The 13,168-nt window shown below is 45.9% G+C and carries 12 protein-coding genes; 8 read left to right on the forward strand and 4 right to left on the reverse strand.

What is annotated here, in order from left to right:
* The first annotated feature begins 64 nt into the window (after positions 1–64).
* From QM529_04825 to QM529_04835, 3 genes are all read left to right on the forward strand, one after another.
* Positions 65–907 carry a VIT family protein gene (locus QM529_04825; GenBank protein MDI9313980.1) on the forward strand — a complete coding sequence of 281 codons (843 nt, stop codon included), beginning with the start codon at positions 65–67 and terminating at the stop codon, positions 905–907.
* Positions 908–1,204: 297 nt separating this feature from the next.
* Positions 1,205–1,864 (forward strand): peroxiredoxin, encoded by a 660-nt coding sequence (locus tag QM529_04830; protein ID MDI9313981.1) that lies wholly within the window; start codon positions 1,205–1,207, stop codon positions 1,862–1,864.
* Positions 1,865–1,945: 81 nt separating this feature from the next.
* On the forward strand, positions 1,946–2,602 hold the full coding sequence (locus QM529_04835) for a RecX family transcriptional regulator (protein ID MDI9313982.1): 657 nt from the start codon (positions 1,946–1,948) through the stop codon (positions 2,600–2,602).
* A 133-nt stretch (positions 2,603–2,735) separates the two neighbouring features.
* On the opposite strand, the gene QM529_04840 is transcribed toward QM529_04835, so the two are convergent.
* From QM529_04840 to carA, 3 genes are read right to left on the reverse strand one after another with little or no spacing between them, the layout of a single operon-like run.
* Complete coding sequence (locus tag QM529_04840; protein ID MDI9313983.1) at positions 2,736–2,987, reverse strand: hypothetical protein; 252 nt, start codon at positions 2,985–2,987, stop codon at positions 2,736–2,738.
* A 9-nt stretch (positions 2,988–2,996) separates the two neighbouring features.
* Positions 2,997–3,296 (reverse strand): hypothetical protein, encoded by a 300-nt coding sequence (locus QM529_04845; protein ID MDI9313984.1) that lies wholly within the window; start codon positions 3,294–3,296, stop codon positions 2,997–2,999.
* Positions 3,283–4,497 (reverse strand): glutamine-hydrolyzing carbamoyl-phosphate synthase small subunit, encoded by a 1,215-nt coding sequence (gene carA / locus QM529_04850; GenBank protein ID MDI9313985.1) that lies wholly within the window; start codon positions 4,495–4,497, stop codon positions 3,283–3,285. The genes QM529_04845 and carA overlap by 14 nt, the downstream gene beginning before the upstream one ends.
* Positions 4,498–4,589: 92 nt before the next feature.
* Here carA and QM529_04855 point away from each other — a divergent pair, with 92 nt between their 5' ends.
* The 3 genes from QM529_04855 to QM529_04865 are packed head-to-tail and all read left to right on the forward strand — an operon-like array spanning position 4,590 to position 7,471.
* Entirely contained in the window at positions 4,590–5,048 is a 459-nt protein-coding gene (locus QM529_04855; protein MDI9313986.1) for a GatB/YqeY domain-containing protein, read from the forward strand.
* 56 nt (positions 5,049–5,104) lie between these two features.
* Complete coding sequence (locus tag QM529_04860; protein MDI9313987.1) at positions 5,105–6,700, forward strand: DNA methyltransferase; 1,596 nt, start codon at positions 5,105–5,107, stop codon at positions 6,698–6,700.
* Between the two features lie 3 nt (positions 6,701–6,703).
* On the forward strand, positions 6,704–7,471 hold the full coding sequence (locus tag QM529_04865) for a TdeIII family type II restriction endonuclease (protein MDI9313988.1): 768 nt from the start codon (positions 6,704–6,706) through the stop codon (positions 7,469–7,471).
* Positions 7,472–7,574: 103 nt separating this feature from the next.
* On the opposite strand, the gene QM529_04870 is transcribed toward QM529_04865, so the two are convergent.
* Complete coding sequence (locus tag QM529_04870) at positions 7,575–8,792, reverse strand: hypothetical protein (protein ID MDI9313989.1); 1,218 nt, start codon at positions 8,790–8,792, stop codon at positions 7,575–7,577.
* A gap of 137 nt (positions 8,793–8,929) precedes the next feature.
* On the opposite strand from QM529_04870, the gene dnaG reads away from it, so the two are divergent.
* Together dnaG and rpoD are read left to right on the forward strand one after the other, a co-directional pair.
* On the forward strand, positions 8,930–10,933 hold the full coding sequence (gene dnaG, locus QM529_04875; GenBank protein ID MDI9313990.1) for a DNA primase: 2,004 nt from the start codon (positions 8,930–8,932) through the stop codon (positions 10,931–10,933).
* A 77-nt stretch (positions 10,934–11,010) separates the two neighbouring features.
* Positions 11,011–13,168: RNA polymerase sigma factor RpoD (gene rpoD / locus QM529_04880; protein ID MDI9313991.1), on the forward strand; the 2,158-nt coding region annotated here is incomplete at its 3' end.

Raw genomic sequence — 13,168 nt, forward strand, 5'->3', positions numbered from 1 at the left:
AACATATAATTATTAGACTTTCAATGTTAATAATGATATGTAATAGCTAAGCAGGTAACACATCATGTCGGGTAAAAAAAATTCTCCCCATCGCAAATCGACAAATAAGTCGGCGGGCAAGCCCTTGAAAAAATCCGCGAATAAATCGATGACGGAATCGGTGATAAAATCCGGTCCAACATCCATCGGTCAACTGATGCAAAAACCCTCGGCCCACGACGAACAACATTTAACCCACCGTGCCGGTTGGCTTCGCGCCGCGGTGTTGGGGGCAAATGACGGGATTATTTCGGTGGCCAGCCTGGTGGTCGGCGTGGCGGCGGCAACCCTCGACAAATCGAATATTTTGGTGGCCGGCGTCGCCGGACTTTGCGCTGGCGCCTTATCAATGGCGACCGGTGAATATGTCTCGGTCAGTTCTCAGGCCGATATTGAAAAGGCCGATTTGGATAAAGAGCGCAAAGAACTGGAACGTATCCCCGATATCGAATTGAACGAATTGGCGGCAATTTACGAATGGCGCGGCCTGCCCAAAAAATTGGCGCGTCAGGTGGCAATCGCCCTGACGAAGCATAACGCGCTGGATGCGCACGCGCGCGACGAACTCGGCATTACTGATTTTAGCAGTGCGCAACCACTTCAGGCATCGGTTACCTCGGCCATCAGCTTTTCGGTCGGGGCTATCATCCCATTGCTGATGGTGATTATCATGCCCGAAAACTATGTTTCCCTTTCGGTTATCCTATCAAGTATCCTTGCCTTGGCATTGCTGGGTGCGCTGGGTGCCAAATTGGGCGGTGCCGATAATCACTTAACGCGCCGCGCGGTCGGGCGGGTTGTTTTGTGGGGTGTATTGGCGATGGCGGTAACCTTGCTGGTTGGCAAGTTATTTGGCGCGGTCATTTGATTTGTATTTTTTTGCCTCGCAACCAATCACCACACAGGTGGTTTTCATATTGCCGTTGCCCTGTGGAAAAAAATCAAAACCTTATTGTATCAAGCAAAAAATACGCCATCGCGGGTTTTGTATGTTTGGGCGGGATTGATGATTAGCGGCTTAAGCATTTATAATTTGATAAAGGCCCTAAAAATTTAAGATATTAAATTAAGATGTCGATTGATTGCAAAACCAATTGCAATGTCAGGCGTTATAATATAAACTGAGCACAGAATAAACACCAACAACCGCAAAGAGGAAAAAAACATGTTACAAATAAACGATACCGCCCCAGATTTCACCGCCGAAACAACCGAAGGGGTTATAAAATTCCACGATTATATCGATGGTGGCTGGGCGATGTTTGTCTCGCACCCCAAGGATTTCACACCAGTTTGCACCACCGAATTGGGGTCGATGGCAAAATTAAAACCCGAATTTGACAAACGCGGCGTCAAGATGATTGGCATTTCGGTCGACCCGGTTACCGACCATAAAAAATGGAAGGGCGATATTGAAAAAGTTTCTGGCGCGGCGGTTACCTATCCCATGATTGGCGACCCCGAATTAAAAATTGCAAAATTATACGGCATGTTGCCCGCCACCGCCGGCGACAAAAGCGACGGCCGCACGCCGCAGGACAATGCCACGGTGCGCAATGTTTTTATCATCGGCCCCGACAAAAAAATAAAATTAATTTTGGTCTACCCGATGTCGGCCGGGCGGAATTTTTTTGAAATTTTGCGCGTTATCGACAGCTTGCAACTAACGGCGAAGGAACAATTATCGACACCGGCCAATTGGAACCCGGGCGATGATGCCATCATCATGGGTTCGGTGTCAGACGCCGATGCCAAGGTGCGATTCCCCGCCGGTTGGGCAACCCCCACCCCCTATATCCGCTTGGTAAAAACCAACAAAAATTAAACGCAAAAAAATCGTTGGGATTTTTGGCTATGGTGGGGCGTGGGTTATGATGCTATGGTGTGATGGTATTGTGAGGCGACCATGGCAAAAAACATGACCCAACAGGCCGGCGAAAAACCACCAGGCAAGAAATCGAAACCTGATGCCGCGCCCGCAAGGCCGATAACGCCAGCGCGGTTGCAAAATTACGCCCTGTGGTATTTGCAAAAACAATTTCCATCAAAAAATTGGTTGCGGCAGAAATTGATTCAATTTGCCGCCCGCAAAAAACCAACCAGCCAATCACAGCAAGAAATTTTACCGCTGGTCGAAACATTGCTGGCCGCGTTGGAACGCGAAAACATCATCAATGACCAACGGCTGGCCGAGAGCTTAACCCGCCAATGGGCGGTTCGCCTGCTGCCGTGGCGAAAAATAGAAATGAAATTAACCGCGAAAGGTTTTGGCCGCGATACCATTTCAGCCATAAAGGAAACCATCGACAATGACACCACGATGGACCGCAACCCAACCGACGAAGAATCCTTGGCGCGCGATTACGCCCAGCGCAAAAAATTGGGGGCGTTTCGCCCGGGCGCGAACCATACCGAGCTATCAAATGCCGATGATGCTATGGACGATGCCGAACCCGTCGCCCCCGATGCGGCGCGAAAATTATATCAAAAAGATTTGGCAAAAATGGCACGCGCCGGATTCTCCTACGGCGCGGCGACCCGCGCCCTTAAGGGCGCGGACTAACCCCATTGCGCCCTTAAGGGCGCGGACTAACCCCATTGCGCCCTTAAGGGTGCGGACTAACCCCATTGCGCTTTAAAGGGCGCGGAGTAACCCCGTGCTATCTTAAAAATGCGTGCTTAAAATTAGACGCACCTTAGTGCATCGCCACAAAGATACGATAAATTATCGCCAACAGGCCAATGGCTGAGGCTATCAACGATACCCGCCAATGGGTCAAGACATGCGCCCGCACGTCGTTAAAGCTGGATTCATTGTCGCGTTTGATTTTTGACACACTGCGAATAATGCCAACATGGGTTGCATCGTTACGCTCCAAGCCTTTTTTAACTTGGCTGATGATATTGCGAATATCCTCGATTTCGTTATTTAATTCTTTAATTTCCATAATCTTTTTTTACTGCTGTGACGAAAATAGCCCCGATATAAAGCCTATTATTTTAACCTGCCAATCATGCGGCAGGCTAAGCGCGACCGCCACGCTGGTTAATACGAAACTCCAACGAATAAAAATGGTTGATTGCTTATTAAATTCAGCAATTTTTTGCTTGTTAAAATTGGTTATCTCAACCACTTCTTTAACAATAACATCGTGCGTTTTATCGTTACGCTCGATATGGTCGCGCAAACGATACAACTCTTTTTTTATTTTTTGAATTTCATCGTGTTGTTTTTGATAAGTCTTATCGCTGGACATTTTTATTTATTTCCCTCTTATGTTTAATAACATAACTTTCAAATAAATTAAAGAGGTAAAAATTTTCCTGCGGGCCGGGCGATGCCTCGGGGTGGAATTGCACCGAAAACACCGGCCGCCCGGTTACCTTAATCCCCGCCACCGACCCGTCAAACAATGACCGATGGGTTACCGAAACCTCGGGGGGCAGGGTTTCATCGTCCACCACAAACCCATGGTTTTGGCTGGTGATTAAAACTTTCTTGCTGGCCAAATCTTGCACCGGGTGATTTGCCCCGCGATGCCCCAGCGTCATTTTTTTTGTCTTGGCGCCCAATGCCAAGGCCAATAATTGATGCCCCAAGCAAATACCGAATATCGGCAAATCGGGCACGGCCAGCAAATCGCGAATAATCGGCACGGCGTAATCGGCGGTCGCCGCCGGGTCACCCGGGCCGTTCGACAACAAAACCCCCGCCGGTTTCATTGCCAACACCTCGGCCGCCGGCGTTCGGGCATTCACCACCCGCACCGCGCCAAACAAATTGGTCAGCAGGCGCAGAATATTATTCTTAATCCCGTAATCATAAACCACCACCAATTGGTCGCCGGTACTGGCGGCAACCGATTCATACTTGTCCTGTTGTTTTTCATAAACCCCCTCGCCCCAAACTTGCGGTGCGGTTCGGCTGGCGTCGCTCGCCAATTCTTTATTGGTCAGGTCGGGTTGATTCCTGATATCTTTTTTTAATTGGTCGATGTCGACATTGGTGGCGTTGCTGATTATCATGCCCATCATCGCGCCATTGTCGCGAATTTTTTTGGTCAGGGCGCGGGTGTCAACACCGGCGATGGCGGGAATGCCATTGTCGCGCAACCACGTGCGCAGGCTTTGCCGCCCGCGCCAATTTGAAAATTCATCATCAGGAATTTCGCGAAACACCGCACCGGCGACCGAAATTTTTTGCGCTGTTGCAGATTTTTTCCGCGCGTAATCGGTTTCGTTATCGCGGTCGTTGCAACCAACAATGCCGATATGCGGAAATGTAAAATTAACAATTTGCCCGGCGTATGACGGGTCGGTTAAAATTTCTTGGTAACCGGTCATGCTGGTGTTAAAACATAACTCGCCCGATGTTGCGCGGTCGTGCCCCACCGCGACGCCATGAAACACCGTGCCGTCGGCCAACAACAATAAAGCGGGGGTTTGTTCGTTTGTCATTATAAAATTATCGCCACAAGTTTCGTGTTGCAAAAAGCCACGATTCTAATTATTATGCAAGCAAATTCACCAACCGAAAAAAAGGAAAAAACATGTCGTTACGCCAAACCATCACCGATGAAATGAAAAAAGCCATGTTGGCAAAAAATGAATCGCGCTTAAAAACCATCCGCCTGATGCAGGCCGCGTTAAAAGACAAGGACATTGCCGGTCGCACCGCCGACAGCAAGGACGGCATCACCGACGACGCCATTATTAAAATGTTACAATCGATGGTCAAGCAACGCCGCGATTCAATCGCCATGTATGAACAGGGTGGCCGCCCCGAATTGGCCAAGGCCGAACAAACCGAAATCCACATTATCAAAGAATTTTTACCGCAGATGATGGAGGGGGCAGAATTGGAAAAGGCGATAAAAGACGCCATTGCCACCACCGGCGCGGCAACGATAAAAGACATGGGCAAGGTGATGAACCACCTGAAAGAAAAATTCCCCGGCAAAATCGACGCCGCCCAAGCCGGCGCAATGGTAAAAACGTTGGTGGGGTAAATTTTTACTTGTCGTGATTAGGCGAATCGCTTTACAATTTCGCCATAATATATTTCATGACAAGTTTAATACAAACCGATAACGAATGGCTGACCGCTAAACAGGCTAGCGATTGGGCTTCGGGTTTTTTGCAAAAAAATATCACCCCAAGCAACATCAGCTATTTGGTGCGCTATGGCCGAATAAAAAATAAGGGCAACGGGGTTGGCATCCAGGTCGATAAATCAGAATTGTCGCGTTATTATGAACAACATTATAAACGCGAAAACGCTTGGAAAGAAAAATTGGGAAGCGACCTAAATTGGCGGTTATCATTTTCGGAATGTAAAGAAAGCGACACAACAAAACATGTGCATCGCCTGCATCCTTATAAAGGAAAATTTATTCCTCAATTGGTCGAATATTTTTTAGACGATAAAACTGACGAATTTAAAAAAGAAGTTTTCTTTCATAAAAATGATATTGTGCTTGACCCGTTTTGTGGTTCGGGCACGACGTTGGTGCAATCGGCCGAAATGGGAATCAATGCCATCGGGGTTGATATTTCTGCCTTCAATGCCATCATTAGCAACAGCAAATTGGCAATGGTATCATCAATCGATTTATCGCAGATTATTGAAAAAATTACGCTAGCGTTAAAAAAATTTAATGCTGAAACAAAATTATTGAATTTTGAAAATGAATTGCTGAGCGAGCTTTATAAATTTAATAGTCGATATTTTTTAACCGCTGAGGCAATCGATAACATCCATGCCAAGGGTTTGGGCGACGATTACGGCGAAGAAAAAGCAAAAGAATTTTTACCAACATTTTTTTCGTTGATTGAAAAATATAATATTCCCATATTTGCGCCAACCAATAAAAATTTCTTAACCCAATGGTATCATCCTCATATCCTGACCGAATTGGATATTATCAAAAAAGAAATCGATAAAGCGGAAGATAAAAAAATAAAAGAAGTTTTGTCAATTATTCTATGCCGCACCGCCCGCACCGCCCGCGCCACAACCCACAGCGATTTGGCAACCTTGATTAAGCCTGTTAGCCAGACATACTATTGCGCCAAGCACGGAAAAATTTGCAAACCATTGTTCTCGGCGCAAAAATGGTGGCAGATTTATAGCAAGGACACGCTTGCCCGATTTAACATTTTTGCCAAATTGCGCCAACCATCGCAACAACATTGCTTGGTCGGCGACAGCGCGAAAATTGACATTATCAATAGCCTAGAAAAAGAAAATCCTACACTGGCAGACATGGTAAAAACAAAAAAAATAAATGGAATTTTTTCTTCGCCACCCTATGTTGGGTTGATTGATTATCACGAACAGCATGCTTACGCCTATGATTTATTACAATTACCGCGTGCTGATGATTCGGAAATTGGCCCAGCATTTATGGGGCAAGGTCGCCAAGCAAAGGAGGCCTATGTCAATGGTGTGTCGGCGGTTATAAGCAATGCAAAAAAATATATGGTAAAAGATTATAATGTTTTTTTGGTCGCCAATGATAAATTTAATCTTTATCCCACCATTGCGGAAAAAGCCGGCATGATGATTGTTAACCAATATAAACGGCCAGTGTTAAACCGCACCGAAAAGGACCGCGCCGCCTATGCCGAATTTATTTTTCATTTAAAAGAAAAAGAATAAAAAATGCTTGCGGCGAATAAAAAGACATCTATCGTTAAAATTATATGTTCGGCGATGACCAGAAAATTGGCTGGTTATAAACCCGAAAGCAGTCACATGCCGTTTCATTATCATCTGCTTGGTAAAGACCGCATGGCATTGTTTTCGTTCGTGCAATCGCTGAACACAACCTTTGGCACGTCGATTTTTGAACCAGTGGCAAAAGAGTTAGCCAGCGATGTTTTCGACGACGTGCAAACGCAATACAAATTGGCTAACCTGATTAGCAACCATGCGCAAGACGCTATCAGCGATATTATGAATAGTTTGAGCGTTGGCAAAGAAATAACCAGAAAAGAAATCGATAAAATAATTCTGGCCAAGACCCTAAGCAATGAAACCAGAACATTGCAAACCACGCGGGTTGATATTTTCTTAAAAAAGAAAAACGATGTTTATTTAATCGATTTAAAAACCGTCAAACCCAATGCAAGCAGTTTCGCACAATACAAACGGCAATTGCTTGAATGGGCGGCTATCTATAAAAAAACTGATAGCGCGTCAGATGTTCATAGCTTCATCGCCCTGCCCTACAATCCCTATTACCCAAAACCCTATGAGCGATGGACAATGAAGGGGATGCTTGACCTTCAAGATGAAGTGAAAATTGCCGAGGAGTTTTGGAATTTCTTAGCTGGTGGTGATTGTTATGAAGAATTGCTAGATTGTTTCTTCGAGGCGGGACAAATATTGCGCCCCGAGCTTGATAAAAAATTTAAAGAATTTAAATAAGGATGTGCAAGGTGATGAACCACCTGAAAGAAAAATTCCCCGGCAAAATCGACGCCGCCCAAGCCGGCGCAATGGTAAAAACGTTGGTGGGGTAGCGCGGGCGTTACAGCGCGTTGGGGATGAAGAATTTTATTGGATCTTCCACTTGGGTTATTTTAATACCATCGGCTTCCAAATCAATATCAGCTAAGCTAATAATTCTTTCCTTTATATCTTCATAATCTTTTTTAGAAAGAGCTTGGATATAGATGTTAACTTTGGGGTGATAACTATATTTTTTAGTGTTATTGTCGTATTGTTTTCTAGGTATTTGACCAGTGTCAAAATTATTAGAAATTATCTTTTGCAATATGAGCTTGTCAATCTCTCGATTGGCAAAGGGAAATGAATAACCAATCACCACAATATGTTTTGCACCGTAATTATCAAACGGCTTTAAAAACTCATCAAAATTTGGCTTTTCAGTTTCCCATGCGAATTTAATATCGCTGTATTCTTGCCCGCCTTGTTGCTTATCAAACCAGTTAATACCAATATATTTTTTATTTTTTAAAAAATACTCGAGAACTCCAATAAAACTGCAACCCTTATGTCGCTCAAACTTTCCATTAAGTTGTAACAAATTGGGCTTAATTTCTTTTTGATAGGTCTCGCCTGCCCATTTTTTATCGCAAGCCAGCTCAAATTGATTATCATAATTCCACGACACAATTTTTATTTTATTACTTGGAAATTTTGGATGAGTTTGACCTTGCTCAGAAACATCGATTAAAAAATTAATATACCTGTCATCAATTAATTTCTTTTCTTTTATTAAATTATCAAATTTTTCTATTATTGCTCTAAACTCCTCCTTTATAGGATATAGGTCTTGTCTATTATCCTGGGCAGACTCAAAACAATTATTACCTCTGACTATAGGGACAAAATCTTGCTGTGACAATAAATACGAAGAAAATTTATCCTTAGAAATATCGTTGGCACGAAGAAACCCATCCTCTTTGTGCCTCTCCTCCCAAATAAGATAAAGAGAAAGGATATTTTTTAATGTTTCAATTCTTTCTTCGCGAGACACATCGTTTTTGTTTTTAAGCCATAATTCTTTGGCATAGGTATCTATCGACCTATTTTTTTTCAATACAAAATAAAGTGCTCCAATAGATCTAATTAATTCTGACATACCGCCTCCTCCATCCCTATATTTGTCATAGTAATAATGCGCCATTAAAAAAAACAACCCAAACCGCTCGGTCATCTCATTAACAATGGGCAGGGCGTTTGCGCTTGCCCCCGCCCCCAAATAATATAAAACATTGGCCATGGTGGCAATAATAATTGATTCTTGGCAAAACACAACCATGTAATGCGCATGCCCCGCCACCCGCCACGAATCGCCCGCAAATGCACGCCAATGCCGAATTGCTATATCCGGTGATTTTTGATAGTCATCTATAGGTTATGTCGTTGAAGCAGTTTTTTTCCGATGTCGATGGTCGCATCAGCCTGGCCAGTATTATCGAAAAAGATATGAAATTGATAAGGCGTGGCCGCGAATATGTCGGCCTGTGCCCTTTTCACAACGAAAAAACCCCGTCATTTTCGGTCATCGAGGATAAAAAATTTTACCATTGCTTTGGTTGCGGGAAAAGCGGGCGCGCCATCGACTGGCTGACCGAAAAACGCGGCTTGAGTTTTAAAGAAGGCTTAGATTTCCTGGCGCAACTTTCCGGCGTGCCCCTGCCCCAATTGCGCAAAACCACGCCGGCCGACCAACAACGCGAAAACCGCGAATCCACCCTCTACCCGCTTATCATGGCGGCCATCACCCATTATTACCACGACCATTTGTTTGGGCCGGCGGGGCGGGTGGCCTATCGTTACCTGCGCGATCGCGGCCTGACCGACTCGACCATAAAACAATTCATGCTGGGGTTTTCGCCCGACGAATTTGAAAGCAAAAACCTCCTGCAACATTTACAAACCAACCTGTCGCAATATAATGTGACAGAGGCCGATTTAATGGCACTCGGCATTGTCCGCACCGCCAGCGACGACCGCAATAAAAAATTCCTGCTATTTCGCGGGCGCATCATGTTCCCAATTGAAAATCGCGGCGGCAAGGTAATTGGCTTTGGCGGGCGGTTCATGGGCGATGCCTCGGCCCACAACACCGGCAAATATATAAACTCGCCCGACAGCGCGGTTTTTTTAAAGGGCAATAATCTTTACAATTTTAAAAACGCTTTCCAAGCCGTCAAAAACAAACAACCATTGTTGGTGGTCGAAGGCTATATGGACGTCATCGCCCTCGCCCAGGCCGGGTTTGGCGCGGCCGTCGCGCCGCTGGGCACCGCCCTGACCGAACAGCAATTAACCCTGCTGTGGCAAATGGTGAAAACACCGGTTATCGCGTTCGACGGCGACAACGCCGGTAAAATGGCGGCATTCCGCGCCGCGCGCCGCGCCCTGCCCCATTTATCGGCCGACAAAACATTGGAATTTGTTTTCATGCCCGACGGCCAAGACCCCGATTCGCTGGTCAAATCATCGGGGCTCGACGGGTTTCGCGCCGTTTTGCAAAAAAAAATCCCCCTGCATGAATTTTTGTGGCAATGGGAACTTGGCCGCGCCGATTTATCCCGGCCCGAGGGCGTTTTGGCATTCGAACAATCGTTGCTAACCCACGGCCGTAACATCGCCAACCCGGCATTGGCAAAAATTTACCAGGAAACATTTCGCGAAAAAATTTTTCAACATAAAAAAGACAGCCGCGCCAAAACCGCGCCGCAAAAAAACTATTCGTCAAATTATAAATCATCATCCAATTATGGCGGGCGGCGCAATCAACGGCAAGCCGCACCCTCGGGCGACAACAACAATATCGCGCGCCTTGATTACATTGCCGGGTTACAACCGCGCGCGATTCTCGCCCTCATCACCCTTTACCCGCATCTTTATAACGAATGGCAAGAAAAAGGCCTCGAAACCGCCTTTTACCAACGGCTGAGCGATGAAAATAGTAAAAATAATGCAAAACTTACCAACAAGCATCTTGACAATTACTTGAAAAAACTACATATCATACTAGGGACGTTGCCCACAGAACGCAGACCAAATTATCAAGAACAGAATCCACGGGACGCGCTTAATCAATGGCAAAACCTGTTAAAAGGTGCGTTTGCCACTGATAACAGCGATTCGCTATGGCATGAGGTTTTTGATAAAAATTTGGCCGTGTTTTACGCGGAAATTTTTCGCGGGCATGAAGGCGACGCCAGCAATTTGATGAATGAATTAATCCAATTAGAAATCATTGATAAATTACAAAAAGATTTTCAACAACAAACCCTCGATGAACAGGCCAGCAACAACCCCAACGACAAAAAAATAAACAGCTTTCAAGACGAAATTCAACGAACGGAACAGTCTTTGCATCTACGCTCGCTAAAGACCGACCATTAAAAAATACAAATTCTTACCCATTTTTTACCCATTGCATGACGAAAAAAACCTCCCCCGTGAAAAAATCAACCACCACAATGCCAAAAAATGGGGCAAGCAAATCCGCGTCACCGCGCGATGGGGTAAAAACCACCAGCAAACGCACCATCGAGGTCACATGGGACGAAACACCGAACGAAATTTCGACCGATAACGGCCATGATGCCGAAAATAAAGCCGCGGCACGCAAAAACGCCGCGCAAAAAAATCTTGACCGCACCGCCGCCAGTTTAAATAAATTGGACAACCGCGAGGACGACGGCACGGCGGAGCAAGAATCCGCCGCCAAAGATGGCGATAAAGAAAATGATAAAAAGGGCGATTTAATCAGCGTCGATGCGGTAAAAAAATTGGTGGCGCGCGGTAAAAAACGCGGCTTCATCACCTTTGACGAATTGAACAAAGTCCTGCCCGAGGGCAAATATAGTTCCGACCAATATGAAGATTTGATGAGCGAATTGTCAGACATGGGTATCACGTTGTTAAACGACGAAGACAAGGAAGAGGAAAAAGAAGAAGGCGGCGAAGAAAAGGCCGAAGAAAAAATCGAGGTCGTCGAAAGCGAAGATTCACCCGTCAAGGCCGAGGAAGAAAAAGAAACCGTCAGCCGGTCGCGCGAGGGCGACCCGGTGCGCATGTATTTGCAAGACATGGGCACGGTCGAATTATTGTCGCGCGAGGGCGAAATCGCCATTGCCAAGCGGATAGAGGCCGGCAAAATGCGCATGATGACCGCGCTGTGCGAAAGCCCATTAACGATGGAGGCCATTATCAAATTCCATGACCAATTGTTGGAAGGTTCGGGTGTGCTGTTGCGTGAAATTATTGACCTTGACCTAAGCCTGAACCAAGGGTCGGGTGGCGCACCGGCCACCCTGGCCGAGGCCGAAGAGGTCGATTCCTTTTCGTTGGATGGCGAGGAAGAAGACAATAGCGCGTCCCTGACCCACAAGGAACAATTGTTAAAGCCCGCTATTTTGGAGGTGTTTGATAAAATCGCCCATAATTACATTCGCCTGCGCCAGCAACAGCAAAAAATTTTGGACGACATGGAAAATGGCGAAGCCAGCAGTCCGGCGACAAAAAAAACCTATGACAAATACCACGCCGAATTGGTGACATTGCTGAAATCGCTTTATTTCAACCCGCGCAAAATCGAACAATGGATAGACGAGCTGTATCGTTTGCAAAAAGAATTATTGTCGTTCGAAGGGCCGATGGTGCGCCTCGCCCTGTCTTGCGGTATTACACAAAAAGAATTTGTCGAAGCGATGCAAGGCCAAGAATTAAACAAATCATGGCTAAGCGAGGTCAAAAAGAAATCAAAACAATGGGCCGAATTTGTCACCAACCACAAAACCACCATCGAAAAATACCGCCAAGAAATCATGCGGGTGGTTATTCGCAACAACATGCCGGTGGCGCAGATTAAAAAAATATTCAACGACGTGCAACAGGGCGAACGCGATTCGAACAAGGCAAAAAATGAAATGATAGAGGCCAACCTAAGGCTGGTTATTTCAATCGCAAAAAAATACACCAATCGTGGTTTACAATTGCTCGATTTGGTGCAGGAGGGCAACATCGGCCTGATGAAGGCGGTCGACAAATTTGAATACCGCCGTGGTTACAAATTTTCGACCTATGCCACCTGGTGGATTCGCCAGGCCATCACCCGGTCGATAGCCGACCAGGCGCGGACGATTCGTATTCCGGTGCATATGATTGAAACCATCAACAAAATTTTGCGCTGTTCGCGCCAATTGAAACATGAATATAGCCGCGAACCAACCCCCGAGGAAATTTCAAACAAACTTTCCATCCCGCTGGACCGCGTGCAAAAGGTTTTAAACATCGCCAAGGAACCCATCAGTTTGGAAACGCCGGTCGGCGACGAAGACGATTCGCGCCTCGGCGATTTTATCGAGGACAAGGGCGCCATCCAACCGCTCGAGGCCTCGATTCACGCCAATTTAAAAGACACGACAACAAAAGTTTTGGCGGGGTTAACGGCGCGCGAAGAACGGGTGTTGCGCATGCGGTTTGGCATTGGCATGAACCGCGACCACACGTTGGAGGAAGTCGGCCACCAATTTAACGTAACCCGCGAACGGATTCGCCAAATCGAAGCCAAGGCATTACGCAAATTAAAACACCCAACAAGGTCGAAAAAGTTACGAACGTTTATTGACCAGT

This window comes from Hydrotalea sp., assembly GCA_030054115.1.
Classification (GTDB): domain Bacteria; phylum Pseudomonadota; class Alphaproteobacteria; order JASGCL01; family JASGCL01; genus JASGCL01.